Below are 25,961 nucleotides of genomic sequence, written 5' to 3' on the forward strand. Positions count from 1 at the left end.
TCAAGAGCCTCGATCCTAGGGGGCCCACCCGCCACAGGCTGCGCGGGATGCGCAAGGAGGATTCGGAATGCGCAAGGGATTGGTGCCGGCTCGGCAATCGATCCCGTAGGGGCGAATTCATTCGCCCAATGGCCGCGCAGTGCTCGCCGACCACTCCGCCTTGGTGGATGAAAAGAGCGTCATCCACCCTACTCAGGTGTTCCTCATCGCTAGGGTGGGAGGGCTTTGTGGGAGCGAATTCATTCGCGATGGGCGGCGGGTTGCACCCGCCCTACGGGCTGGGTATTCCCCCGCCGCGAAGCACACACCTGTAGGGGCGACTTCAGTCGCCAAGCAGGCCGCAGGACTGCCGCAACTCCGGGTCTCCATGGGGCTCCGCTCCGGCACAAAAAAACCACGCCGGCATGACCACCGGCGTGGTTGAAAACAGCGGGGAAAAATCGGGTGAATCCCCGCCGGAACCGGGAGCCTCAGCCTTCCAGGGCGCGGACTCGATCGCGGCGCGCTTCTTCATCAGGCTTGGCGGCGGCCTGCAGCTGGAAGTCGAAGTCGATCTCGGCGAAGCGCCCTTCGATGCCGCGGGCGTCGGCCGCAGCGGCGTCCTCGATGAAGCGCACGTCGGCCACCAGGCCTTCGCGGGTGGCGTAGGCGAAGTCGTCCCACAGGTACTGGTCGCCCGAGAGGTTGATCTGGGTGGTCAGGTGGCGATGGCCGGGGGCGGAGATGAAGAAGTGGATGTGCGCCGGGCGGTTGCCGTGGCGGCCCAGGCTGTCGAGCAGTTCCTGGGTCGGGCCGTCCGGCGGACAGCCGTAGCCGGAGGGCACGATGCTGCGGGCGCGGTAGCGGCCTTCGCTGTCGGTGATGATGCGGCGGCGCAGGTTGAACTCGGACTGGGTGCTGTCGAAGTAGGAATAGGTGCCATTGGTATTGGCGTGCCACAGGTCGACGGTGGCGCCGGCGATGGGCTGGCCATCGGCGTCCAGCACCTGGCCCTGGAGGAACAGCACGGTGCCCGGGTCGGTGCCATCGTCCATGCGTGCCTCGCCCTGGGACAGCGGCGCACCGGCCACGTAGAGCGGGCCTTCGATGGTGCGCGGGGTGCCGCCGCTGTAGCCGGCGGCTTCGTCCTGGGCGTCCAGCAGCAGGTCGAGGTAGTGCTCGACGCCGAGGCCGGCCACCAGCAGGCCGGCTTCCTGGCGGCTGCCCAGGCGGTTGAGGTAGTCCACCGCCTTCCAGAACTCCTCGGTGGTCACGTCCAGGTCCTCGATGATCTTCACGGTGTCGAGGAGGATGCGGTTCACCAGCGCCTTCATGCGCGGGTTGCCCTGGTCGTTGTCGAAGCCGGAGGCTTGCTTGAAGAACTGCTGGACGCTTTCGGTCTGGGAGAGTTTGACAGTCATGGTTGGAACCTCATCTTGTAGTTATTGGCCGGGCTTGGCTGGGCGATGCGGCGATCAGCGATCGTCCTGGTGGATCGACGAAGGGTGGCGGCAGAGCCCGTCGACCTCGATCTCCATGTAGGGGAAAAGTGGCAACTGCATCAGGGTGTCATGCAGCTCCTCGACGCTGGCCAGGTCGAACACGCTGTAGTTGGCGTAGTGCCCGGCGATGCGCCACAGGTGGCGCCATTTGCCCTCGCGCTGCAGGCGCTGGGCCAGTTCCTTCTCGTCGGCCTTGAGCTTGGCGGCCTTGTCCGGGTCCATGTCGAGCGGCAGCTTCACGGTCATCTTCACGTGGAACAGCATGCGTGGGTCTCCTTCTTCAGGCGGTATCAGGTGCGACGGAAGCGCGCCAGGCGCTCCTCGTCCAGGGTCAGGCCGAGGCCGGGCAGGCGCGGTACGTGCAGCTGGAAGTCCTCGTAGCGCGGCGGCTCGGTGACGATCTCCTCGGTCAGCAGCAGCGGGCCGAACAGCTCGGTGTCCCAGGCCAGCTCGGCCAGGGTGATGAAGGCATGGGCGGAGGCCAGGGTGCCGACGCTGCCTTCGAGCATGGTGCCGCCGTAGAGGCCGATCCCGGCCGCCTCGGCGATCGCGGCGGTGCGCAACACGGCACGCGGGCCGCCGTTCTTGGCGATCTTCAGGGCGAACACCGGGGCCGCGCCTTCACGGGCCAGGTTGAAGGCGTCCTCGACGCACTCGATGGACTCGTCCGCCATGATCGGTGCCGGGCTGCGCAGCGCGAGGCGGGCCTGGCCGGCGCGGTTGTTGCGCGAGATGGGCTGCTCGATCAGGTCGATGCCGTTGTCGCCAAGCACCTGGCAAGCGCGCAGGGCCACGGCCTCGTCCCAGTACTGGTTGACGTCCACACGCACGCTGGCGCGGTCACCCAAGGCCTTCTTGATGGCGATGACGTGGCGCAGGTCCTGGTTCACCTCGTTGGCGCCGATCTTCAGCTTGAAGATGCGATGGCGGCGCACCTCCAGCATGTGTTCACCCTCGGCGATGTCGCGGGCGGTGTCGCCGCTGGCCAGGGTCCAGGCCACTTCCAGGCTGTCGCGCACGCGGCCGCCGAGCAGCTCGCTCACCGGCAGGCCCAGGCGCTTGCCCTGGGCGTCCAGCAGCGCGGTCTCCACTGCCGAGCGGGCGAAGGTGTTGCCGGTGATGGTGCGGTCGATGCGCTGCATCGCGGCATTGACGTTGCTGGCGTCCTGGCCGACCAGCAGCGGCGCGAAGTAGCGGTCGAGGTTGGTCTTGATGCTCTCGGGGCTTTCGTAGCCGTAGGCCAGGCCGCCGATGGTGGTGGCTTCGCCGATGCCTTCGACGCCGTCGGCGCAGCGGATGCGCAGGATCACCAGGGTCTGGTTCTGCATGGTGTGCATCGCCAGCTTGTGCGGGCGGATGGTCGGCAGGTCGACGATGATCGCTTCGAGGGACTCGATCGCGGTAGAAATCATTTCAATACCCATCAGGTTCTGTTTTCAATGAACCGGAGCCTAAATCCACGATTGAACCGGTTCCAATATTGAGTTTGTCTGGCACCATACTCGCTAGGTATAGAACCAGCACCACGGAGATCCCATGGAGCTTCGCCATCTGCGCTACTTCCAGGCACTCGCCGAAACCCTCAACTTCACCCGTGCCGCCGAGCGCCTGCACATCGCCCAGCCACCCTTGAGCCGGCAGATCCAGCAGCTCGAGGAAGAGCTCGGCGTCACCCTGCTCGAACGCGGCCGCCCGTTGCGCCTGACCGAGGCCGGGCGCTTCTTCCACGAGCACTCCAGCGCCCTGCTGGAGCAACTGGCCAAGGTCTGCGACAACACCCGGCGCATCGGCCAGGGCGAGAAGACCTGGCTGGGCATCGGCTTCGCCCCCTCGACCCTCTACGGCGTGCTGCCGGAGCTGATCCGCCGCCTGCGCAGCGACGCCGAGCTGGAGCTGGGCCTCAACGAAATGACCACGCTGCAGCAGGTGGAAGCGCTCAAGGCCGGGCGCATCGACATCGGCTTCGGCCGCATCCACATCGAGGACCCGGCCATCCAGCAACAGGTGCTGACCCTGGACCCGCTGGTCGCCGCCCTCCCCGCCGGCCACCCGCTGCTGGCCGCCCCGGCGAGTCTCGAGGCCCTCGCTCGCGAGCCCTTCGTGCTCTACCCGGGCAACCCGCGGCCGAGCTACGCCGACCACGTGCTGGCACTGTTCGCCACCCACGGCTTGCAGATTCGCGTGGCGCAATGGACCAACGAACTGCAGACCGCCATCGGCCTCGTCGCCGCCGGCATCGGCATCACTTTGGTGCCCGCCTCGGTGCAGCTGCAGCACCGCGACGACATCGGCTACACCCGCCTGCTGGAAGGCAACGCCACCTCGCCGATCATCATCAGCCGCCGCGTCGGCGACAGCTCCCCGGCATTGGCGGACTGCCTGGCGCTGATCGAGCAACTGGTGACGCAGGACGCCTGAGCACGCAGGCGCATCGCAATAAAAAAGGCCCGCAAAGGAGTGGCCGGGCCGAGGTGAAAACAAAGGGGTTGGTACGCGATGCGGGCTCACCACCCACACGGTCCGTAGGAGCGAGCTCTGCTCGCGAAGCGCCCTCATGCGGGCTCGCAATCCGTGCCTGTCGGGGCCGCCCGCAGCACATAGGATGGACCGTTCGTAGGATGGGTAGAGCGCAGCGAAACCCATGCTGCGCCGGGGCCGCTGCGCATCCCTTGGCGAATGAATTCGCCCCTACAGATTTGATCCGGCCCGGGCACGCTCTCCCGCATCCCGCAGGATGCGAAGTCGACGACGCCGGGCCGGCCCTTCATGCCCTGCTCCTCAGAACTTGAAGGTGTAGGTGGTGATCAGGCGGTTCTCCTTGTAGTCCGCCCCCGAGGCCGCGCCGTTGCCGTAGCGGGTCTTGACGTCGATGTTGCGCCACTCGAAGCCGACGCCCTTGAGCGGGCCGCTCTGCACCACGTAGCTGAGGAAGATGTTGCGCTCGCTCTCGACGTTCTCGTCCAGCGCGTTGTTGCCCCGGTCGATGCCGGTGCCGCGCATGTAGCGGGTCATCAGCTTGAGGCCGGGCACGCCGTAGCCGGCGAAGTCCAGGTCGTAGCGCAGCTGCCAGGAGCTCTCGTTGGGCTTGACGAAGGCGACGGTGGACCAGTTCACCAGGTACGGCTGCGGCGCATAGCCGTTGAGCGTGGGGAAGGTGCTGTCGCCGAGCATGCGCTGGTAGCCGACGCCGATGGCGTGAGCGCCCTTGCGCAGGGTGGTCATGGCCCCGTAGGAGCGGTTGTCGATCTCGCCGTAGAGCGCCTTGCCGTCTTCCTTGTTGTCGAAGTAGCGCAGGTCGGTCTTCAGGCCGAAGCCGTCGCCCAGGTCGGCGTTATGGGTCAGGCCGCCGTAGTGCTGCTCGTAGATGTCCTCCAGTTGGCCGTAGAAGTAGGTGGCCGAGAGCGAGGGGCTGAAGGCGTAGGTGGCGCCGCCGAAGTTGAGGCCGTCGCTGCGGCGTTTGATGTCCGGGCCGTTGAACAGGTACATCTTCTCCCGGTCGGACGACTCGCGGCTGCTGATCTCGGTGAAGCGCCCGCCGGTGAGGGTGAGCTTGTCGATCTCGCGGGACTCGACCAGGAAGCCATGGTAGGTGGTGACCAGTTGCCGCGAGTCGTCCATGAAGGCCACCGGCAGCATCGGCCGGTGCTCGCCGATCTTCAGCTCGGTCTTGGAGTACTTCACCTTGGCGGTCAGCGCAGCGCGGCCATAGTCGCGCACCTGCTCACCCTTGCTGTCGTCGTAGGGAATGATGCTGTCCGGGCCACGGCCACCGCCGCCATCCAGGCGATAGGCATATTGCGCGGACAGATCGAGGCCGAACTGAATGGGGCCTTCGGTATAACCGGAGATGGCGCGGAAGTCGAAACCCTGGGTCCAGCTGCCGATACGCGACTTCGGTGCATCGCTCTGCTTGTAATCACGGTCGATGTAGAAGTTGCGCAAGCCGAGGCTCACTTGCCGATCATCGATGAAGTCCGCCTGGGCGGTAATCGGCGCGAGCGCACCCATCAGGCTCGCGGCAGCAACGCCGCGGGCCAGCCAGCTTTTCTGAAACATGGGATGTTCCTTTAATACATGTGCAAGGCACTAGAGTGGGAGCAGATTAATTGGCAAATCAGCAAACGCAGGCAGTTAATCCGCAGTGTTGTTTTTATGACCACTTACTGCAAAAAGGCGAAACAGACCCTGTTACCCGAACAGAAGTAACGGGCACCCTCCTTTATTGTTATGTGTTTCATACAGCAGACTTTGCGCGGGAATAACTCGCAAAGTTTCCGGTAACGAGTACCGAAACTTTCAACACCGGGAAGTTGCTCGCCCCCGGTCTCCGGCCCGTGTCAGCAGGCCGCCTTGGAAGCGTCGCCGAGGCGGTGGTAGGCGCGGTCGAAGTACACCAGCCCCTCCCGGTTGTCGCCGTGGCGGATACCCAGCACCTCGCAGTAGAAGATGGTGTGCGAGCCCACTTCATGGGCCTGGGCGATGCGGCAGTCGAAGCTCACCAGCGCGCCGTCCAGCAACGGGGCGCCGCTCTCCAGGGTGCTCCAGCTGGCGGCGGCGAAACGCTGTTCGGAATCCAGTTCGCGGTTGGCGAATACCGCCGAGATGTCCTTCAGCTCGGCGCTCAGCACATTGACGCTGAGCACGCCGTTGCTCTTGAAGTGCACGTTGGAGAACGAGGAGCGGTTCATGCACACCAGCAGCGTCGGCGGCTGGTCGGTGACGCTGCACACCGCCGAGGCGGTGAAGCCGAAGCGCCCCGCGGCGCCATTGGTGGTGATGACCGAGACGGCGCCGCCCAGCAGCGCCATCGCATTACGAAATCCCGTGGTGTCGACCATGGTTCTACCCTCCGGTATTCAGATGTCCAGGACCAGCTTCGGGGTCCTGGCGCGCGAGCAGCAGACCAGGATCTGGTCGTTGGCGGCCTTCTCCTCGTCGGTCAGGTAGACGTCGCGGTGGTCCGGTTCGCCTTCCAGCACGTCGCACAGGCAGGTGCCGCAGACGCCCTGCTCGCAGGAGATCTCCACCTTGATGCCGACGGTCGCCAGGGCTTCGAGGATGCTCTGCCCCTCGGCCACCTGCACCGTCTTGCCGCTGCGCGCGGCGACCACCTCGAAGGCATCGCCACTGGCGTCGACCTCGACCTGGAAGTACTCGCGGTGGATGTTGGCCTCGGCGTAGCCCGCCTCGCGCGCCGCGCCGATCACCCAGTCCATGAACCCGGCCGGGCCGCATACGTAGACGTGCACGTCGGCCTGGGGCGTGCCCAGTACGCGCGGCAGGTCGAGCTTCTGCGCCGGCTCATCGTCGAAGTGGGTCTGCACGCATCCGGCGAAGGGGGCGGCGGCCAGCTCGTCGAGAAAAGCGGTGCGGCTGCGCGAACGGCCACAGTAGTGCAGCTCGAACTCGCTGCCGGCAGCCTGCAGCGCATGGGCCATGGCGATCATCGGGGTGATGCCGATGCCGCCACCGATGAGGATCGAACGGCGCGCATCGGTGGCCAGTGGGAACAGGTTGCGCGGGGTGCTGATCTGCACCTCGGTGCCTTCCAGCAGGCTGTCATGCACGCCCAGGGAGCCCCCGCGCGAGGCCGGGTCCTTGAGCACGCCGAGGCGGTAGAGGCTGGAGTCGGCCGGATCACTGCACAGCGAGTACTGGCGCACCAGGCCGGGGGCGACGTGGATGTCCACGTGGGCCCCGGCTTCGAAGGCAGGAAGCGTCGTGCCGCCGACGGGAAGCAGGTCGAGGACGACGACGCCGTCGCCCTGCAACTGGCGCTTGTGCACCACGACCTTGAGGAGTTGTTCTGTCATCTCGGGTTCACCCGCATTGCACGTCATGGAAAGAAGGCGGCCGTTCGGCGGCCGTCGCATCGTTGTTCGGTTGCGCCTCAGCGCATGTACAGGCCGCCGTTCACATCCCAAGTGGCGCCGGTGGTGAAGTAGGCTTCCGGCCGCGTCAGTTGCACGATCAGGTCGCCGACAAAATCCGCATCGCCCAGGCGCCTGACCGGGATATTGGCCAGCAGCCCGTCCATGCGCTCCGGCGGGATCGCCGCGCGCACCGCCGGGGATTCGATGGGCCCCGGGGCGATGGCGTTGACGGTGACGCCGCTGGCCGCCAGCTCCTTGGCGAAGACCTTGGTCAGGGTGACGATGGCGCCCTTCGAGGCGGCGTAATGCGCGCCGGTGGCGGTGCCGCCGTTCTGCCCGGCCAGGGACGCCAGGTTGACGATGCGCCCGTAGCCGGCCGCCGCCATGTGCGCGCCGAACACCTGGCAGCCGACGAACACGCTGCGGGTGTTGAGGCTCAGCACCCGGTCGAATTCCTCGGGGCTGATCTGCATCACCGGCGTCGTCAGGGTCATCGCGGCGTTGTTGACCACCGCGTGCAGCGCGCCGAAGCGCTCCAGGGTCGCACCCAGCGCCGCCTCGAAATCGGCCTTGCTGGCCACATCCAGCTGCAGCGCCAGGCTGCGTTCACCGCTGGGGTCGAGACGGTCGGCGGCGGCCCGGGCGCGCTCCAGCGACAGGTCGGTGATCACCACCGAATGGCCGGCGGCGAACAGCCGGCCGGCGATGGCGAAACCCAGGCCCTGGGCGGCGCCGGTGACGAGTGCGATCTGACTCATTTCAAGCTCCCAAGGGTCTGCTCATGGGTTTTCATGAAAAGCCCTCAGAGGATGTAGCCGATACCGGCGAGGGTATCGGTGGAGTTGATGAGTTGGATCAGCTTGCGCTGGATGCGGAAGCCCTCGCCTTCGCGCTGGAGCTCGAAGGTGATGTCGGCGGTGTAGTGCTTGAGCACGTCCTTGCGGAACTCCCGAAGGTTCTGTGCGCAGCGCACGGTGACCACGCCGTCCTCGTCGCCCAGCACGCGGAAGCGCGACAGGGCGCGCACGGTGCGGGCGCGCGGACTGGTGGAGATGGATTCGCCACCGATCAGGCGCTGCACGCGCAGCTTGCGCATGTGATGGTCGTCGTAGGCGTAGTTGAGGGTGTTCTCGAAGTCGGTCTCGTTGGGGTCGATGGGGATGATGTAGGTCCCCTTGTCGGCCCAGAGGTCCAGCCAGGCGTCGAATTCGCCGTGGTCGAGCATGTCCGCTTCCTGCCAGATGAAGGCGCTGACGTGGTTGAGCAATTCAAGGTTCATGTTCGGTCTCTCAAGTAGTGCGTCGAGCAGCAGTTCCGTCACTTGTTTCGCTCACAGGAATGGGGTTTTCCCATTCCGTAGGAGCGAGCTCTGCTCGCGAAGCTTTCGTGGCGTCCGTGTTCGCGAGCAGAGCTCGCTCCTACCGGCATGTGCCATCCGGGTTGGATATCGATCCGCCCTAGGCCGACATCATCTTTTTCCACTGCTGGTAGGCGGCGCGCATGCCGGTCTCGGCACTCACGTCGCTGACCCGCCCGTCCTCGCTGGGCTTCTCGCCCGGCAGGCCGCGGTTAAGCATGATCCACAGGTCGGTGCCGGCCTGGGCGCCCTTCTGCACACGCTCCCAGGCCTCGGAATCGTCCGGGGTGCCGAAGCCCATCGGGCCCTGGAAGTGCTCGTGCAGGCGCAGGCGGTAGCGGTTGGCCACGGCCGGGCCGCCGTCCATGGTGATCACCGCGTGGTGGATCTCGGTCTCGTTCACCGAGATCGGCTGCAGCACGCGGAAGAACGCCATGGAGCAGGCGACGTTGGGGAACAGGTTGAGGTTGAAGCCCGAGCCACCGACGGCGCGGACGATGCGGCGCACCTGCTGCTCGTCGATGCCTTCGCCGCGCAGCTCATCGGCCAGGGCCTCGAAGCGCTCGGGGATGGGCTTGTCGAGGTCGGCCTCGAGGTCGATCAGGTCCGGGATCATCACCATCACGCTGTGGCCGTTGCCCAGGTCCTCGACATAGCCCGGGCCCTTCACGAAGTCGAAGAGCTCCAGGGTCTGCTCGTCCACCGAGGACAGGAACGACTTGTGCACCAGCGGGAAGTGGTAGGCGTCGGTGGTGTTCTCCAGCTGGATCTTCCAGTTGCCGGGGAAGCGGAAGCGGTGCTCGCCGGAGACCTTCACGCCGTAGCCGGCGCCCTGCTTCATGAACAGGTCGATCCACTTCTTCGCAGGACCAAGGAAGTCCACCAGCGGCTCGATGTCGTCCTTGAAGGTGGCGAAGATCATGCCGTTGTACTGCTCGACGCGCAGGCTAACCAGGGGCAGTTCGCCCTTGTCCAGGCAGTCGGCGTAGCTCTCCGGGTGCGGCACGCCGCGCAGGCTGCCGTCCAGGCCGTAGCTCCAGCCGTGGTAGGGGCAGACGAAGCTGTTGGCCTTGCCCTTCTTGTGCTCGCAGACGGTGGCGCCACGGTGGCGGCAGCGGTTGAGCAGCACGTGCACGTCCTTCTTGCGGTCACGCACCACGATCACCGGCTGCTTGCCGATGTAGGTGCTCTTGTAGCTGCCGCTGTCGGGGATCTCACTGGCGTGGGCGACCCAGATCCAGGTGCTGTAGAACACCTTCTCCAGCTCCTCGTCGAAGATGCGCCCGTCGGTGTAGAGCGAGGTGTGCACGCGGTCATGCAGTACCAGGTCGGCCGGGGTGGCGGCCAGGTTCACGGTTTCGATCAGGTTGGTCACGATCACTCCTCGTCGGCGCTGAGCACCGACTTGATTTCTAGGGTGGGCTTCGGCCCACGCCTGGCCTTTCTGCGGTGGGCTGAAGCCCACCCTACGTCTGTTGGTTCTTGCCCGGCACCGGCAGGTGCGCGGCGCTGTTCCAGGTATCCACCGGGCGGCTGAACAGGTTCTCGGTCTGGAAGTGCGCCATGCGCCAGGTGCCCTCCTCCTCGCGGAACTCCACCGTCAGGCGCGCCGCATTGAGGTGCGAGCCGCCGGCGGCGAAGGTCGAGGTCTGCAACATCACCCAGCTGCCGGTCGCCACGCCGCCCTCCACGCGGATCAGTTCCGAGCAGAGGAAATGCACGTTGAGGGCGAAGTGCGCGGGCTCGACCATGTAGGTGGCGAACATCGCGGCGATGGCCTCGCGGCCCCGGTAGCCACCGAAGCTCCTGGCGTACTTCGCCCCCTTGCCTTCCCATACCGCATCCGTGGTGAACAACCCGGCCAGCTCGTCGAGCGGGGTGCTGGCATCCAGCGCATCGCACAGCACCATGTAGCGGTTCATGCAGGCGCGTATGGCGTTTTCGCTTTCCAGCTGGCGCAGGCGCGCCTCCAGGGCTTCGGTCGGCATGGCGGTCACGCGCGCTGGATGATCAGTTCGCGGCCGGTGCGGGCCTCGACCTTGCAGTAGCGCCACAGCTTGTAGGGGCCGGTGCCCACGGCGGTGGTGCGGAACAGGTTGCAGGCGGCGTGCACGGTCTCGATGTCCGGCACGTCGGCCAGCAGGTAGGTGGTCCAGGGGTAGCCGGTGGACGGGCCGACCATGCTCTGGTCGTCGTCCATGTTGCCGAACACGGTCACGCCGGGCAGGTCGTGGATGCCGTTCCACATGGCGCTGAACGCGGCCCAGACTTCCAGCTGCTCCTCGCGCGGGGCGTCGAAGAAGTTCTGGTTGATTCCCATGCAGAACAGCACGCGCAGGGCTTTTTTCTCGCTCATCACAATCACCGATCAGTCAGTTGGAATTCACAGGTAGCCGGGCAGCGGCTTGTTGCCGAAGAAGATGGCGCCGGCGTTCTGGTAGGTCATGTCACCCATGAAGGCGTGCTGGGTGATCACCAGGGTGTCGTTGACGAAGCGCGACAGCGGGTTCTCGCGGTACACGCCACTCATGCCGGACAGCATCTGCGCGCTGCGCGCCACCTCGGCGGACACGCGGGTCGCATGGGTCGAGGACAGGCGCAGCAGGTTGGTCTGCTCCACCGATACCGCCTCGCCGGCGAGGATGCTGGCCCAGGCGTTTTCCATCGCCTCGTAGAACCAGGCGCGGGCGGCGCGCAGCTCGGCTTCGGCCTTGGCCACCTGCATCTGCGCCAGCGGGCGGTCGGAGAGCGCCGGTGCACCGGTCACCGAGAAGCGGCCGCTGGCCATGCCGCCGAGGTAGTCCAGCGCGGCGCGGGCGACGCCCAGGCCGACCACGGACAGCACCTGGGTGGCGAAGGACAGCGACGGGTAGCGGAACATCGGCTCGTCGAGGTTGGCCGGGCCGCCACGGACGAAGGTCCAGTCCTCGGGCACCACCACGCCGTCGATCACCACGTCGTGGCTGCCGGTGCCGATCAGGCCCACCACGTCCCAGGTTTCCTCGATCTTCACCTTGTCCCGCGGCATCACCGCCAGGCGCGGCAGGCCGAGCATCTCGCCGTTCTTCGGGGCGATGCCGACGCCGATCAGCGAGGCCCCCATGCAGCCGCTGGAGAACTTCCAGCGGCCGTTCACCTCCAGCCCGCCCTCGACGAAGGTGGCCGGTTGCGGCGGGAAGATGCCGCCGGCGAAGACCACGTCCGGGCCGTTGGCGTAGACCTTCTCCAGGGTCGCCAGCGGCAGCGAGGCCAGGTACACCGGGTTCATGCCGAAGCTCGCCACCCAGCCGGCGGAGCCGTCGGCGATGGAGATGTCCTCGATCATCTGGCAGAACTCCATCGGCGAACGCTCATCGCCACCGAAGCGCCTGGGCACCAGGGCGCGGTACACGCCCAGCGCCTTGAAGCGCTCGATGATGTCCTGGGAGATGTATTTCTGCCGGTCGAATTCCTCGCTCCGGGCGCGCTCGCGGATCTCGCCGAGCAGCGCCTGGAAGGCCTCGCTCGCGGTGATCGACACGGGGCGCTGGTAGTCCAGCTCGCTTAGCGAAGACATGGTGTGCTCCAGGGTTGGCATGGGTTAGGGCTCCAGGCGCCGGACCAGCTCGCGGGCGACTGCGCAAAGCAGCTCGTCCGCGCCCTTGGCGGCGATCAGTTGCAGGCCCACCGGCAGTTGCGAGGCGCCCACCAGGGGGATGCTCAGCGCGGGGTGGCCGGTGAGGTTGAAGGGGCGCACGAAGGCGGTCATGCCGATCACCGCGCGGGTGTCGGCAGCGTCCACCGCCAGCAGCGGGTAGTCGGGCATGGTGGGCATGGCGAGGATCGGGCACTGCGCGAGCGCCGCATCCACCTCGGCGGTGAAGGCCGCGCGGCAGGCTTCGGCTGCGGCCAGCGCCTCGTCGGTGGTGGTGCCGGCGGCTTCCAGGCGGCCGGCGATATCCGCGCCGACCTTGCCGCTGGCCAGCAGGTGCCGGCAGGCATTCCAGGTCTCGCGGTTGATCACCGTGAGGCCGGCGTCATAGGCGGCGCGCATGCCGGGCAGCGGCACGCTGCGCAGGGGGAAATCAGCGCGTGCCAATGCGGCGTCGACGGCGAACTGCACCTCGTCCAGCGCCTGCACCGGCACCACGCCGATGCGCACGCCTTCCAGGGAAGGCAACGGGCCGAAACCGGGGGCGATCAGGCCCATGGCCTCGATCAGCATGTCCATGTCACGGGCGAAGGGCCCGACGCAATCGAGTGTCGACTGCTCCGGCATCACGCCCCGACGGCTCACGCGGCCGAAGCTGGGCTTGAGGCCGAACACGCCGCAGCAGGCGGCGGGGATGCGCACCGAGCCACCGGTGTCGGTGCCCAGCGAGAAGTCGCAGAGCCCGGCGGCCACCGCCGTGGCCGAGCCGCTGGAGGAGCCACCGGGGATGCGCCCGGGATAAAGAGGGTTGTCCGGCGTGCCGGTCCAGGCATTGATCCCGGTGGTGCCGAAGGCCAGCTCATGGAGGCTGGTCTTGCCGATGATGCGGCAACCGCCATCAAGCAGCGCCTGTACCACATCGGCGTTGCGGGTGGCGTCGGGGGCTTCTTCCAAAGCACGGCTGGAAGCGCGGGTCGGGTAGCCGGCGATGTCGATGGTGTCCTTCACCATCACGGTCCTGCCGGACCCTCCCAGCTGCAGTTTCTCGACGACTGTCGCCATGCCTTCACCTGTATTCGATTTGTTCGCGCTGTGCGCTTTCAGGGAAGCCTTCTGCCTGCCGGGGCAGGTGAACGCTTAAATCTAAAATCGGAATATTTACGTGAAATGTCAATTGAATTTTGGCAAATAAATCGGTGTGTAGATTCGGTGCATTTTTCGTCGTCACGCACCCTTTCCGTGCATTTCGGTAACAGCCTGAAAAATGGATCTTTCACTCATCAATCATATATTTATCGTTTATTTTCAATAACTTGAATATTTGTCGAGAAAAATAATCATTCAGTAAACTGTTCCCGACCCGTTATCGAAGCCGCTGCTTTAACCCCATGGAAAAAGAAATTTCAGGCACCCAAAACAGGTCAAAAATGCCACCTTAAAAATGGATTTTTTATCACTGGAAATCCACGATTTTTCGGTCAGGAAATCGGCTTTCCGAAAGCCGTATTGATCCAGATCAACGCCTTGTCGCTTGCGGGATCGAGACGCATCGGCCGCGTTGCGCGAATGGCCGCCGAAACCCCATCGCCGCCCCTTCCTCCAGCACCCGAACGCGGCGTGCCGAAACGCCCCCTGCGCGAATGCGCCGTAACGGGGTAACGATTTTTCCTGGCATGCAACCTGCTATCGCCCTACACGCCACTCGGCCCGACACGGGCTCGACGGCGCCGCCCTGCCCTCGGCAGCGAGCAGCGCACGGGCACCACAACAAGAAGGACCGCGGGCCCGCCAAGCGGCGCCCGTCGGACAACCGCCCCGTATCGCCTTGCAACTCTTCGGAGAAAGTCATGCTCTTCAAGAAAGCTGTGTCCACGTTGCTCCTGAGTGCCGCCTGCGCCGCCCTTGCGCAGGCCGACGTCAAAGTCGGCGTCATCACCTCCTCCACCGGCCCCATCGCCCTCGTGGGCCTGCCGCAGAAGAACAGCGTGCCGCTGCTGCCGACCCAGGCCGGCGACCAGCAGGTGACCTACATCGCCCTGGATGACGGCAGCGACCCCACCGCCACGGTCAAGGCCCTGAAGAAGCTGATCAGCGAGGAGAACGTCGACGCCATCATCGGCCCGAGCGGTTCGCCCAACGCCATGGGCGTGATCCAGTTCGCCGCCGAGGCCGGGGTGCCGCTGCTGGCGCCGGTCGGCACCGCCGCCGTGGTGCTGCCGATGAACGAGCAGAAGAAGTGGGTGTTCAAGACCACCCAGAACGACGACCTGATCGCCAAGGCGCTGGTCGACGACATGGTCGCCCGTGGCGTGAAGACCCTCGGCTTCATCGGCACCGCCGACCCCTACGGCGAGAACTGGTCCAAGGTGATGGGCGCGATGGCGGCCGAGCACGGCATCAAGGTGGTCGCCAACGAGCGCTTCCAGCGCCAGGACACCTCGGTCACCGGGCAGAGCCTCAAGGTGCTGGCCGCGCGACCGGACGCCGTGCTGGTCGCCGCACCCGGCAGCTCGGCGGTGATGCCGCAGACCACCCTGTTCGACCAGGGCTACCGCGGGCAGATGTACCAGACCCACGGCGCCGCCCTGCCCGACTTCCTCAAGCTCGGCGGCAAGAAGGTCGAAGGCACCATCCTGGCCGCCAGCCTGATGCTGGTGCTGGACGAAGTGCCGGACAGCCACCCCTCGAAGAAGGTCGCCGCCGACTACATCGCCGCCTACGAGAAGCTCAACGGCAGCAAGCCGGCCACCTTCGGCGCCAACACCTTCGACGCCGGCCTGCTGCTGCAGAACGCCATCCCCGTGGCCGCCGCCAAGGCCGCGCCGGGCACGCCGGAGTTCCGCGCGGCGCTGCGTGACGCGCTGGAGCAGAGCCACGAGCTGGCCGCCACCCAGGGCGTCTACAACATGACGCCCGAGGACCACAGCGGCTTCGACGAACGCGGCCGCGAGCTGATCCAGGTGAAGAACGGCAACTGGACGCTGCTGCGCGGCAACTGATCGCAGGCACGGGTTCCCCGTAGGGTGGACAGCGCTTTTCTGTCCACCAGGCGGAGCCCGGCTCAACGCCGAAAGGTGGATGAAAAAAGCGTCATCCACCCTACGCACCGGTCATGCCGCACACACCTACGCCCCCCATACCGCAACAAGAGTTCCCACCATGAATTTCCAGATAGCCATGCTGCTCGGCCAGGACGGCATCACCAACGGCGCGATCTACGCGCTGCTGGCCCTGTCGATCCTGCTGGTCTTCACCGTCACGCGCATCCTGCTGATCCCCCAGGGCGAGTTCGTCACCTACGGCGCGCTGACCATGGCCACCCTGCAGGCCGGCCACCCCACCGCACTGGTCTGGCTGCTGCTGGGCCTGACCCTGGTCGACTGCGCGCTGGACCTGTACGACGCCGCGCGCTCCAGCCACGCCTTCCGCTTCCCCAAACGCATCCTCGCCAAGCTCGCCTACGCCCTGGCCATGGTCGCGGCCATCCGCCTGCTGCCGCTGGCCGAGCTGCCCATGGCGGTGCAGGCGCTGCTGACCCTGGCCCTGGTGGTGCCCCTGGGCCCGCAGATCTACCGCCTGGTGTTCCAGCCCATCGCCTCGGCCAGCTCCCTGGTGCTGCTGATCGTCTCCATCGCCGTGCACGTGGCCATGGTCGGCATCGCCCTGCTGCTGTTCGGCCCGGAAGGCGCGCGCACCGCGCCCTTCTCCGAAGCCGGCCTGGAGCTGGGCCCGGTGACCTTCAACAGCCAGACGCTGTGGGTGATCGCGGTGTCCCTGGGGCTGATCATCGGCCTGTTCCTGTTCTTCGAACGCAGCCTCTACGGCAAGGCCCTGCGCGCCACGGCGGTGAACCGCATGGGCGCGCGGCTGATGGGCATCTCGCCGAGCCTGGCGGGCAAGGCCACCTTCCTCCTCGCCACCTTCATCGGCGCGCTGTCGGGCATCCTCATCGCGCCCATCACCACGCTGTACTTCGACTCCGGTTTCATCATCAGCCTCAAGGGCTTCGTCGGCGCCATCATCGGCGGCCTGGCGAGCTACCCGGTGGCCGCCCTGGGCGCGCTCTCGGTGGGGCTGATCGAAGCCTTCTCGATGTTCTGGGCCAGCACCTACAAGGAGATCATCGTCTTCACCCTGATCATCCCCTTCCTGCTCTGGCGCTCGTTCACCCGTCGTCACGTGGAGGAAGAGGAATGAAACCCCGCTACCTGATCCTCGGCCTCGTCATCCTGCTCGGCATCGCGCCGCTGGCGTTGCCGCCGTTCTACGTCACCCTGCTCAACTACATCGGCCTCTACACACTGGTAGTACTGGGCCTGGTCCTGCTCACCGGCGTCGGCGGCATGACCAGCTTCGGCCAGGCGGCCTTCGTCGGCCTCGGCGCCTACACCACCGCCTACCTGACCACCGCCGAGCAGTTGCCGGCCTGGCTCGCCTGGGCCAGCGCATCCCCCTGGCTGACGCTGCTGGTGGGCGTGGCCATCACGGCCCTGGTGGCGCTGCTGCTCGGCGCGCTGACGCTGAAGCTCTCCGGCCACTACCTGCCGCTGGGCACCATCGCCTGGGGCCTGTCGCTGTACTACCTGTTCGGCACCGTGGAATCCCTGGGCGGCCACACCGGCGTCAGCGGGCTGCCGTCGATCTCGCTGTTCGGCGTGCTGCTCGACAAGGGCGAGAAGGTCTTCTACCTGATCTGGGTGGTCCTCCTGCTGGCCATGCTGATCACCCAGAACCTGCTGGACTCCCGCGAGGGCCGCGCCATCCGCGCGCTCAAGGGTGGCCAACTGATGGCCGAATCCATGGGCGTCGACACCTTCCGCTCCAAGCTGGTGATCTTCCTCATCTCGGCGGTGTTCGCGGCAGTGTCCGGCTGGCTCTACGCCCACACCCAGCGCTTCGTGAACCCCACGCCCTTCGGCCTCAACATGGGCATCGACTACCTGTTCATGGCGCTGATCGGCGGCGTCGGCAGCGTCTGGGGCGCGCTGCTCGGCAGCGGCATCCTCACCCTGCTCAAGCAATGGCTGCAGGACCTGCTGCCGCACCTGCTGGGCAGCACCGGCAACTACGAGACCATCGTCTTCGGCCTGCTCATCGTGCTGCTGATGCAGCGCGCACCGGGTGGCCTGTGGCCGCTGCTGGTGCGCCTGGTGCCCAGCCGCCTGCGCCCCCGCCAGCGCCTGCCGGCCGCCGAAGCCCCGGCCCGCGACCTGCCGCAACGGCAGCGCCCGGCCCACGGCGAGGTGATCCTCGAAGCGCGCCACGTCACCCGGCGCTTCGGCGGCCTGGTGGCCAACAACGACATGAGCCTGGAGGTGCGCGCCGGCGAGATCCTCGCCCTGATCGGCCCCAACGGCGCCGGCAAGAGCACGCTGTTCAACCAGCTCTCCGGCGTCGACACCCCCAGCAGCGGCGACGTGCTGTTCATGGGCAGGCGCATCAACGGCCTGGCCTCGCGCCGTGTCGCCGGCATGGGCATGAGCCGCACCTTCCAGCACGTGAAACTGCTGCCCGGCATGAGCGTGCTGGAGAACGTCGCCATCGGCGCCCACCTGCGCGGCGGCAAGGGTGTGCTGGCCTCGGCCCTGCGCCTGGACCGCGCCGAGGAAGCCGACCTGCTGGCCGAAGCACGGCGCCAGCTGGAACGCGTCGGCCTGGGCGAGCACCTGCACGAGGAAGCCGGCAGCCTCGCCCTCGGCCAGCAGCGCATCCTCGAGATCGCCCGCGCGCTGTGCGCCGACCCTTGCCTGCTGCTGCTCGACGAGCCCGCCGCCGGCCTGCGCCACAAGGAGAAGGAGGCCCTCGGCCTGCTCCTCAGCCGCCTGCGCAGCGAAGGCATGGCCATCCTCCTGGTGGAGCACGACATGGACTTCGTCATGGGCCTGGTGGACCGCGTGGTGGTGATGGAATTCGGCCAGCGCATCGCCCAGGGCCTGCCGGAAGAGGTGCAGAAGAACCCCGCCGTGCTGGAAGCCTATCTCGGAGGCGCAGAGTGATGAACATGCAGATCGAACCCCTCAAGAGCGTGCAAAACCAGGTGGCCGACGCCGTGCTGGAGGTCAGCGACCTGTGCGTCGCCTACGGCAAGGTGGAAGCCCTGTCCAACGCCAGCCTGCGGGTCGGCCAGGGGCAGATCGTCACCGTCATCGGCCCCAACGGCGCCGGCAAGACCACCCTGCTCTCGGCCATCATGGGCGTGCTCGGCTCCCGTGGCCGGGTCGAGTTCGATGGCAGCCTGGAAGCGGTGCCGGAGGTGGAGACCCTGGTCTCCCGCGGCCTCGGCCTGGTGCCGGAGAAGCGCGAGCTGTTCACCAGCATGAGCGTGGCCGACAACCTGCTGCTGGGCGCCTTCCAGCGTCACCGCCGGGGCGACCGCAGCCACGCCGCCACCCTGGCCGAGGTCTACGCGCTGTTCCCGCGCCTGTGGGAGCGTCGCGACCAACTGGCCGCCACCCTCTCCGGCGGCGAGCGGCAGATGCTCGCCGTGGGCCGCGCGCTGATGGCCAAGCCCAAGCTGCTGATGCTCGACGAACCCAGCCTGGGCCTGGCGCCGCTGATCACCCGCGAGATCTTCCGCATCATCACCGCGCTGCGCCAGCAGGGGGTCTCGATCCTGCTGGTGGAGCAGAACGCGCGTGCGGCACTGCGCGTGGCGGACTATGCCTACGTACTGGAAACCGGGCGCATCGCCATGCAGGGCCCCGCCGCCCAGCTGGCCGATGACCCGCGCGTGATCGAGGCCTACCTCGGCCTCGCCAGCAAGCATCAGGACATGCTTGCCGGTTGACCCGTGCCCGCCCGGCGATCCCGGGCGGGCCACTCGATGGAGCGACCCCATGAAGCAACCTACCCTGCGTATCTGCATCGCCGGTGCCGGAGCCATCGGCTGCACCCTCGCCGCCCGTTTCGCCGCCAGCGGCCAGCGGGTCAGCGTGCTGGCCCGAGGCGAGACCCTGGACGCGATCCGCCGCGACGGCATCCGCCTGCACGACCTCGACGGCACGCACCTGGTGCGCGTCGACGCCAGCGACGATGCCGCCGAACTGGGCCCCCAGGACCTGGTGTTCCTCTGCACCAAGGCCCCGGCGCTGGCCACGCTGCTGCCACGGATCGCGCCGCTGCTGGATGACGAGACGAGCGTGGTGCCGGTGGTCAACGGCGTGCCCTGGTGGTACTTCCACGGCCTGCCCGGGCGCTTCGCCGGGCGTCGGGTCGCGGCCGTGGACCCGGACGGCGCGCTGCTGGCGGCCCTCGATCCGGCGCGGCTGATCGGCTGCGTGGTGTTCATCACCGCGCAGTGCCCGGCGCCCGGCGTGGCCGAGTCCGGCAACCCGCACCTGATGATCGTCGGCGAGCCGGACAACCGCCTGACGCCCCGCCTGGAACGCCTGCGCTCGGTGATCGCCGACGCCGGCATCGAAGCCCGCGCCAGCGAACGCATCCGCGACCCGCTGTGGACCAAGATCATCGCCAACCTCACCTCCAACCCGTTGTCCGTGGTCAGCGGCGCCACCCTGGAGCAGCTCTACAGCCAGCCCGGCCTGCGCGAGCTGGCCCGCGCCACGCTGAACGAGGCGTTGCTGGTGGCCGCCGGCCACGGCGCACGGGTCGACATCGACCCGCAGACCTTCCTCGAACTCGGCGCCGGCATGGGCGCGGTACGCACCTCGATGCTGCAGGACCACGACAAGGGCCGGCCGCTGGAGCTGGCCGCCATCGGCGACGCCGTGCTGGAACTGGCCGAGCTGCTCGACCTGCCCATGCCCATCACCCGCCACCTCATCGCCCTGGCGCGCTTCCGCAGCGCCAGCCACTGAACAAGGAGCCTTCCATGAACGCCATCGCCATCACCCAGCCCCCTCATTGCAGCGACGAGGAATGGGCCCTGCGCGTGCAGCTCGCGCACTGCTACCACCTGGTGGATTTCTTCGGCTGGACGGAAACCATCTTCAACCACATCTCCGCGCGCCTGCCGGGGCCCGCGCACCACTACCTGGTCAACCCCTTCGGCCTCAACTACCGCGAGGTGACCCCGGCCAACCTGCTCAAGGTCGACCTCGACGGCCACAAGCTGGAAGACTCGCCCTACGACGCCAACCCCGCCGGCTTCGCCCTGCACAGCGCGGTGCACGGCGCCCGCGACGACATCCACTGCCTGATCCACACCCACACCACGCCCATCTCCGCCGTGGTGCAGAAGAAGGCCGGCTTCGGCCACCACGATTTCTATGGCGCGCAGCTGTACGGACGCATCGGCTACCACCCCTTCGAGGGCATCACCCTGTTCGACGACGAGAAGGCGCGGATGATCGAGAGCCTCGGCGACAAGCACATCCTGGTGCTGCGCAACCACGGCATCGCGGTGGGCGAAAGCAGCATCGCCAAAGCCTTCTTCCTGCTCTGGACGGTGCAGCGCGCAGCGGAGATCCAGTGCGCCGCCGGCGCCCTCGGCGGCGAGGACAACCCGCTGCCGGAGGCCGTCAGCCAGAAGTGCGCCGACCTCACCGCCATGCTGATCCGCGAGAGCGGCTTCGCGGTGAAGTTCTTCGACGCCATGGTGCGCAAGATGCAAGCCGAACGCGGCGCGGGCTGGTGAGCATGGGCGCCTCACTCGCCACCCTGCCCGCCTTCGTCGAGCCGCCCATCTCGCGGCTCGCCCCGGACGGCCGCCTGCTGGCCTGCAACGACGCCTACCTGGCGCTCTCCGGCTACCGCCGCGACGAGCTGCTGAACCAGAGCTTCGAGCTGATCAACCACCCGCAGATGCCGGCGCGGGTGATCGAGCGCATGTGGCGCACCCTGCGCGCCGGCACCCCCTGGAGCGGCCCGCTGATGGGCCGCACGCGGGACGGCGCGAGCTTCTGGAGCCAGCTCTACGTGGTGCCGCTGTTCGATGGCGGCGAGCTGGTGGCCCTGGGCACCGTCTACCACCCCATCGACGCCGCCCAGAGCCGCCGCGCCGAGGCACTCTATGCGCGCCTGCGCCAGGGCCGCGCCCCGCTGCCGCTGGCCGGCCGCGTGCAGCAGTGGCTCGCCGGCCAGGGCCTTGGCCTCGCGCTGGCCCTGCTGCTTGGGGGCGCCACCCTCGGCGGGCATGTCGCGCCGGCACTGGGCGGCCTGGCCCTGGCGCTGCTGCTCGGCGCCGCCTGGCAACGGCAGGCGGCCCAGCGCCGCGACCTGCAGCGCGCCCTCGGCGGCCACGCCCAGGTGTACAGCGACGCGCTGCTGGCGCCGATCTACCGCAGTGCATCCAGCGGCAGCGGCCTGTTCGAGATGGCGCTCAACAGCCAGAAGCTGCGCATGCGCACGGTGATGGCGCGGATCAGCATCAACGGCGAGATCCTCCGCGCCCGCAGCGAGGAATCCGCGCAACTGGTGGCCAGCGGCGCCGAGCAGCTCGACCGCCAGCTGCAGGAAGCCGAGCAGTCGGCGGCGGCCATCCACGAGATGAGCGCCACCATCCAGGCGCTGTCACGCAACCTGCAGGAGGCCGCCCAGGCCACCACCCAGGTCGACCAGCTGGCCCACGACGGCGAGCGCCTGGCCGAGCAGAGCCAGGCCTCGATGCAGGGCATGCGCGCGTCGGTGGCGGACATCGACCTCGCCGTGGGCCGGCTGGCGGAGTCCATCGAGTCCATCAGCGGCATCGCCACGGTGATCCAGAGCATCGCCGAGCAGACCAACCTGCTGGCGCTGAACGCGGCGATCGAGGCGGCGCGGGCCGGGGAATCCGGACGCGGCTTCGCCGTGGTCGCCGACGAAGTACGCACCCTCGCCTCGCGCACCCGCGACTCCACGGGGCAGATCCAGCACTCCATCCAGCGCTTGCGCGACGGCAGCGCCGAGGCCCTGGCCACCGCGCGCCGCGGCGAGCTGGCGGCGCAGCAGTCCGCTCAGGACGTGGAGCAGGTGCGCCAGGCGCTGCACCGCATCTGCGGGGAAGTCGGGCAGATCAGCGGCATGAGCCTGCAGATGGCCGCCGCCATCGAGCAACAGGGCCAGGTCGCCGAGGAGGTCAACCGGCAGATCGCGCAGATCGCCGGGCTGGCCGAATGCAGCGCCGGCCAGGCCCAGCGCAACAGCCAGATCGGCCAGGAGCTGCACCAGTTGGCCAACTCCCAGCTGGACCTGGCCCAGCGCTTTCTCGACGGCTGAGTCGTGCCTGTTGCTCCTGCCCCTTCAAGGGAGCGAAAGCCATGCAGCCATCCCGCGTTTCGCCCCTAGGGTGTGCTGCGCGCACCTGTGCCTCGCCGGAAGCACCGAGCGGCGGTGCGCACGGCCCGCCCTGCGGCACGAGGCCAGCTCTTGGCACGGATGCAGGGTGTGCTCACCGGCCGCTGCGCAGGGTCTCCGAAGGCAGGCAGCCGTACTGGCGGCGGTAGTGGGTGGCGAAGTGGCCGAAGCTGCTGACGCCGTGGCGCAGGAGGATGTCGGTGACGCTGTCGCCGGCACCCGCCCGCTGCAAGGCCTCGTGCACCCGCGCCAGCCGCCGGCTGCGCACGTAGTCGGTGGGCGACTGCTGGAGGAAGTGGGCGAAGCCGTTCTGCAAGGTGCGGATGGAGACGCCGGAGAGCTCGGCCAGGGTGGCCAGGGCGATGGGTTCGTCCAGGTGTTCCTCGATGTAGTCGCGGGCCCGGCGCACGTGCACCGGCATCGGCTGGCGACGGTCCTCGCAGAGGGCCGCGGAGTAGTTGTGCGGCAACTGCGTCAGCAGCACCGAAAGCAGGTAGTCCGAGAGGCCGCTGCCCAGGGTCGGAGCCAGGTCCGCGGCCATCGGCCCCTGGTGCAGGCGGCAGATGTAGTCCAGCGTCTCGCGCACCGCCGCCATACCCGGGTGCCCCGGCGCCACCTGGATATCGAACAGCAGCGGCTGCTTCAGCGGCCGCTCCAGCAAGCGCTGCAGCTGGCGCTCCAGGGCATCGCGCTCGACCCGCAGGATGAGGTTGCGGCAGTCCTCGTCGATGCGGATCAGGCTGCGCTCGGAGGGCGAGGAGACGGTCAGGCTGCCACGCTGCATCGCCGCGCTCTGGCGGCCCAGGGTGAGGGTGCCGGAGCCCTGCAGGGTGACGCGCACCAGGTAGTAGCTGGCGATGTCGCCGGCATCGATCTCCACCCGTGCGCCGTAGTGCAGGTCGAACAGCGCGGAGCTGCCGAAGAACACGCCGTAGAGCGCCGAATTCGGAGCCTCGCTGCGCTGCATGTGCATCCGGTGCGGCCACAGGTAGTGGCTGACCTTGTCACGGATCTCGCCGATCCCGGCGGTCGGGTTCAACAGGCGGTGTCGCTGGAGAAGGGATGCGTCGTCGAGCATGCTGGTGGCCCCGCTGTCGCTGCGGCGCGCCCACTGCAGGCGCCGCGAAATGGTGGAAATGGAAAGCAATTTCCACGCCACGCAAAGCAAATCTGCGCAGCCGGAACAGCGGCTGCGCCTGGGGCATAGAGGCCGGGGGAACAAGCGCATAAAAAGACGGGACGGGGCTCCGCGACGACGGGTTCCGCGACTTGGCGATGCATGAAAACAAGAAAGGGCGCACCCGGGCGAGGCGCATCGGTAACGCAGGCGTCACCGATCTACCCCCACCCATTCGACGCTGCCGCAGACCTCATCACCACCGCCTCGAGGGGCCGAACCGAATGACCAGCCAGACACCCACCGACACCACCCGCAAGCGTTACGTCTACGAGTGGTACGTCGTCGCCATCTGCATGGTGGCCTACATCTTCTCCTTCGTTGACCGGCAGATCCTCGCGCTGATGATCGAGCCGATCAAACACGACCTGCAGCTCTCCGACACCCAGTTCAGCCTGCTCCACGGGCTGGCCTTCTCGCTGTTCTACGCCTTCATGGGCATGCCCATCGCGCTGCTCGCCGACCGCTTCTCGCGGCCCCGGATCATCGCCATCGGCGTCGCCTTCTGGAGCCTCGCCACCGCCGTCTGCGGGCTGAGCAGGAACTTCACCCAGATGTTCCTCGCGCGCATCGGCGTCGGCATCGGCGAGGCAGCGCTGTCGCCGGCCACCTATTCGATGCTCAGCGACATGTTCCCGCGCGAGAAGCTCGGCCGCGCCGTGGCCATCTACTCCATCGGCTCCTTCATCGGCGGTGGCGTGGCCTTCCTCATCGGCGGCTACGTGATCGACCTGCTGAAGAACCTCGACAGCGTGACCGTGCCGCTGCTGGGCAGCATGCGCCCGTGGCAGGTGACCTTCTTCCTGGTCGGCCTGCCGGGGCTGCTGGTCGCCCTGCTGATCGCCACCACCGTGCGCGACCCGGCGCGCAAGGGCCTCAAGCTCGATGCCAACGGCCAGGTGCACAAGCCCAGCCTGGGCCAGGCCTTCGCCTTCCTCGGCCACCACCGGCAGACCTTCACCTGCCACTACCTGGGCTTCTCCTTCTACGCCATGACGCTGTTCTGCATGCTCAGCTGGACCCCGGCCTTCTACATGCGCAACTTCGGCCTGGCGCCGAGCCAGGCCGGCTACATCCTCGGGCTGATCGTGCTGCTGGCCAACACCGGCGGCGTGCTCTGCGGCGGCTGGCTGATCGACTGGCTGGCCAGGCGCGGCCATGCCGACGCGCCGATACGCGCCGGTGTGATCGGCGCCATCGGCATGGCGGTGCCCGCGGTGGCCTTCACCCAGGTGGGCGAGCTGTGGCTGTCGCTCGCGCTGCTGGTGCCGGCGATGTTCTTCGCCTCCTTCCCCATGCCCGCCTCCACCGCGGCCATGCAGATCCTCCCGCCCAACCAGATGCGCGCCCAGGTCTCGGCGCTGTTCCTGCTCATCTCCAACCTCATCGGCCTGGGCCTGGGCACCACCCTGGTGGCGCTGCTCACCGACCGCCTGTTCCAGTCGCCGGCGCTGGTCGGCCACTCGGTCTCCCTGCTCAACCTGGCTGCCGTGGTGCTGACCCTGGCCCTGCTGGGCAAGGGCTGCGGGCACTTCCGCCGCAGCCTCGCGCGCGAAGGGATCGCCTGACGCCCCACCTCTCCCTCGCGGCGGCGCAGCCCGCCGCGAGCCCGCCGCCAACGCCCCGCCGAACCTGACCTGCATCAAGGCAATGGCGAGCGCCTGTCGACAGCCCGCGTGCAACCCCCTATAAATCACCCCCACCCACCCGCAGCAGCACGCAGTCACCATGACCACCCCGAAAAAACGCCAGAGCCGCTACAACCCCGCCAGCGACAACTTCCGCAAGGAAGACTTCCCCTTCTACTGGCTGGCACGGGTGCATGGCCGCTACTCCATGGCCATGGAGAAGGCGCTGAAGAAGATCGACATGGACATCCCGCGCTGGCGCATCCTGTTCATCCTCAAGGAGAACGGCGAGTCGAGCATCTCGGAAATCTCCGAGCACGCCATCGCCAAGCTCTCCACCGTCACCAAGATCGTCTACCGCATGAAGGCCGACGGCCTGGTGGACACCAACCCCTGCAGCAACGACGGCCGCGTCACCCAGGTGTCCATCACCGAGGCCGGCCGCCGCACCGCCGAACAGATCCAGGTCACCACCGCGCACATCTTCACCAACAGCTTCAAGGGCCTCAGCGAAGCGCAGATCACCAAGCTCAACGGCACGCTGGAGAAGATCTTCAACAACCTGCCGGAGGATTGAGACC

The 25,961-nt window shown here is 67.4% G+C and carries 25 protein-coding genes; 10 read left to right on the forward strand and 15 right to left on the reverse strand.

Translation table 11 applies throughout. From position 1 onward, the window contains the following. Positions 1-470 precede the first annotated feature (470 nt). From catA to HSX14_RS16930, 3 genes are read right to left on the reverse strand one after another with little or no spacing between them, the layout of a single operon-like run. Positions 471-1,400: a catechol 1,2-dioxygenase gene (catA, locus tag HSX14_RS16920; protein ID WP_173178076.1), complete on the reverse strand. Its 930-nt coding sequence runs from the start codon at positions 1,398-1,400 to the stop codon at positions 471-473. Between the two features lie 54 nt (positions 1,401-1,454). Further along, positions 1,455-1,745, reverse strand: coding sequence for a muconolactone Delta-isomerase (catC, locus tag HSX14_RS16925; protein ID WP_021217318.1), 291 nt, complete (start codon positions 1,743-1,745; stop codon positions 1,455-1,457). 26 nt (positions 1,746-1,771) lie between these two features. Then, entirely contained in the window at positions 1,772-2,893 is a 1,122-nt protein-coding gene (locus HSX14_RS16930; protein WP_173178075.1) for a muconate cycloisomerase family protein, read from the reverse strand. A 124-nt stretch (positions 2,894-3,017) separates the two neighbouring features. On the opposite strand from HSX14_RS16930, the gene HSX14_RS16935 reads away from it, so the two are divergent. Beyond that, a complete protein-coding gene (locus tag HSX14_RS16935; RefSeq protein ID WP_173178074.1) occupies positions 3,018-3,899 on the forward strand; it encodes a LysR family transcriptional regulator in 882 nt (293 codons plus the stop codon). A gap of 360 nt (positions 3,900-4,259) precedes the next feature. Here the strand turns inward: HSX14_RS16935 and HSX14_RS16940 are convergent, their stop codons facing one another. From HSX14_RS16940 to HSX14_RS16990, 11 genes are all read right to left on the reverse strand, one after another. Further along, on the reverse strand, positions 4,260-5,537 hold the full coding sequence (locus HSX14_RS16940) for an OprD family porin (RefSeq protein WP_173178073.1): 1,278 nt from the start codon (positions 5,535-5,537) through the stop codon (positions 4,260-4,262). A 281-nt stretch (positions 5,538-5,818) separates the two neighbouring features. After that, positions 5,819-6,319 carry a flavin reductase gene (locus tag HSX14_RS16945; RefSeq protein WP_111262706.1) on the reverse strand — a complete coding sequence of 167 codons (501 nt, stop codon included), beginning with the start codon at positions 6,317-6,319 and terminating at the stop codon, positions 5,819-5,821. Positions 6,320-6,337: 18 nt separating this feature from the next. Continuing rightward, on the reverse strand, positions 6,338-7,294 hold the full coding sequence (locus HSX14_RS16950; protein WP_173178072.1) for a PDR/VanB family oxidoreductase: 957 nt from the start codon (positions 7,292-7,294) through the stop codon (positions 6,338-6,340). A 77-nt stretch (positions 7,295-7,371) separates the two neighbouring features. Continuing rightward, the gene (locus HSX14_RS16955; protein WP_173178071.1) at positions 7,372-8,112 is read right to left on the reverse strand and encodes an SDR family NAD(P)-dependent oxidoreductase; all 741 of its coding nucleotides are present in this window, start codon (positions 8,110-8,112) and stop codon (positions 7,372-7,374) included. Positions 8,113-8,156: 44 nt separating this feature from the next. After that, complete coding sequence (locus HSX14_RS16960; protein ID WP_173178070.1) at positions 8,157-8,633, reverse strand: aromatic-ring-hydroxylating dioxygenase subunit beta; 477 nt, start codon at positions 8,631-8,633, stop codon at positions 8,157-8,159. Positions 8,634-8,811: 178 nt separating this feature from the next. Further along, positions 8,812-10,086 carry an aromatic ring-hydroxylating oxygenase subunit alpha gene (locus tag HSX14_RS16965; protein ID WP_173178069.1) on the reverse strand — a complete coding sequence of 425 codons (1,275 nt, stop codon included), beginning with the start codon at positions 10,084-10,086 and terminating at the stop codon, positions 8,812-8,814. A 91-nt stretch (positions 10,087-10,177) separates the two neighbouring features. Continuing rightward, the gene (locus HSX14_RS16970; protein WP_173178068.1) at positions 10,178-10,699 is read right to left on the reverse strand and encodes a nuclear transport factor 2 family protein; all 522 of its coding nucleotides are present in this window, start codon (positions 10,697-10,699) and stop codon (positions 10,178-10,180) included. A 5-nt stretch (positions 10,700-10,704) separates the two neighbouring features. Then, positions 10,705-11,067 carry a hypothetical protein gene (locus HSX14_RS16975; RefSeq protein WP_021217328.1) on the reverse strand — a complete coding sequence of 121 codons (363 nt, stop codon included), beginning with the start codon at positions 11,065-11,067 and terminating at the stop codon, positions 10,705-10,707. Between the two features lie 27 nt (positions 11,068-11,094). Then, a complete protein-coding gene (locus tag HSX14_RS16980) occupies positions 11,095-12,267 on the reverse strand; it encodes an acyl-CoA dehydrogenase family protein (protein WP_173178067.1) in 1,173 nt (390 codons plus the stop codon). 24 nt (positions 12,268-12,291) lie between these two features. After that, positions 12,292-13,404: an amidase gene (locus tag HSX14_RS16985; RefSeq protein WP_173178066.1), complete on the reverse strand. Its 1,113-nt coding sequence runs from the start codon at positions 13,402-13,404 to the stop codon at positions 12,292-12,294. Between the two features lie 4 nt (positions 13,405-13,408). Continuing rightward, positions 13,409-13,570: a hypothetical protein gene (locus HSX14_RS16990; RefSeq protein WP_173178065.1), complete on the reverse strand. Its 162-nt coding sequence runs from the start codon at positions 13,568-13,570 to the stop codon at positions 13,409-13,411. A gap of 619 nt (positions 13,571-14,189) precedes the next feature. Between HSX14_RS16990 and HSX14_RS16995 the strand changes: the two genes are divergently transcribed. The 7 genes from HSX14_RS16995 to HSX14_RS17025 all read left to right on the forward strand — a co-directional run bounded on the left by HSX14_RS16995 (position 14,190) and on the right by HSX14_RS17025 (position 22,497). Beyond that, positions 14,190-15,341 carry an ABC transporter substrate-binding protein gene (locus tag HSX14_RS16995; protein ID WP_173178064.1) on the forward strand — a complete coding sequence of 384 codons (1,152 nt, stop codon included), beginning with the start codon at positions 14,190-14,192 and terminating at the stop codon, positions 15,339-15,341. A 160-nt stretch (positions 15,342-15,501) separates the two neighbouring features. Further along, a complete protein-coding gene (locus HSX14_RS17000) occupies positions 15,502-16,539 on the forward strand; it encodes a branched-chain amino acid ABC transporter permease (RefSeq protein ID WP_173178063.1) in 1,038 nt (345 codons plus the stop codon). After that, positions 16,536-18,338, forward strand: coding sequence for a branched-chain amino acid ABC transporter ATP-binding protein/permease (locus HSX14_RS17005; protein ID WP_173178062.1), 1,803 nt, complete (start codon positions 16,536-16,538; stop codon positions 18,336-18,338). Before HSX14_RS17000 ends, HSX14_RS17005 begins: the two co-directional genes overlap by 4 nt. A 5-nt stretch (positions 18,339-18,343) precedes the next feature. Continuing rightward, positions 18,344-19,129 (forward strand): ABC transporter ATP-binding protein, encoded by a 786-nt coding sequence (locus HSX14_RS17010; protein WP_373874714.1) that lies wholly within the window; start codon positions 18,344-18,346, stop codon positions 19,127-19,129. A 49-nt stretch (positions 19,130-19,178) separates the two neighbouring features. After that, positions 19,179-20,159, forward strand: coding sequence for a ketopantoate reductase family protein (locus HSX14_RS17015; protein ID WP_173178060.1), 981 nt, complete (start codon positions 19,179-19,181; stop codon positions 20,157-20,159). A 14-nt stretch (positions 20,160-20,173) separates the two neighbouring features. Further along, positions 20,174-20,938 (forward strand): class II aldolase/adducin family protein, encoded by a 765-nt coding sequence (locus HSX14_RS17020; RefSeq protein WP_173178059.1) that lies wholly within the window; start codon positions 20,174-20,176, stop codon positions 20,936-20,938. Positions 20,939-20,940: 2 nt separating this feature from the next. Continuing rightward, complete coding sequence (locus HSX14_RS17025) at positions 20,941-22,497, forward strand: methyl-accepting chemotaxis protein (RefSeq protein ID WP_173178058.1); 1,557 nt, start codon at positions 20,941-20,943, stop codon at positions 22,495-22,497. 172 nt (positions 22,498-22,669) lie between these two features. Here the strand turns inward: HSX14_RS17025 and HSX14_RS17030 are convergent, their stop codons facing one another. Then, positions 22,670-23,722, reverse strand: a complete 1,053-nt coding sequence (locus tag HSX14_RS17030) for an AraC family transcriptional regulator (RefSeq protein ID WP_228723451.1) — start codon at positions 23,720-23,722, stop codon at positions 22,670-22,672. Between the two features lie 254 nt (positions 23,723-23,976). Here HSX14_RS17030 and HSX14_RS17035 point away from each other — a divergent pair, with 254 nt between their 5' ends. After that, on the forward strand, positions 23,977-25,320 hold the full coding sequence (locus HSX14_RS17035) for a spinster family MFS transporter (RefSeq protein WP_173178057.1): 1,344 nt from the start codon (positions 23,977-23,979) through the stop codon (positions 25,318-25,320). Between the two features lie 160 nt (positions 25,321-25,480). Beyond that, entirely contained in the window at positions 25,481-25,957 is a 477-nt protein-coding gene (locus HSX14_RS17040) for a MarR family winged helix-turn-helix transcriptional regulator (protein ID WP_173178056.1), read from the forward strand. The last annotated feature ends 4 nt before the right edge of the window (positions 25,958-25,961 follow it).

It is taken from the genome of Pseudomonas tohonis (assembly GCF_012767755.2).
Taxonomy (GTDB): domain Bacteria; phylum Pseudomonadota; class Gammaproteobacteria; order Pseudomonadales; family Pseudomonadaceae; genus Metapseudomonas; species Metapseudomonas tohonis.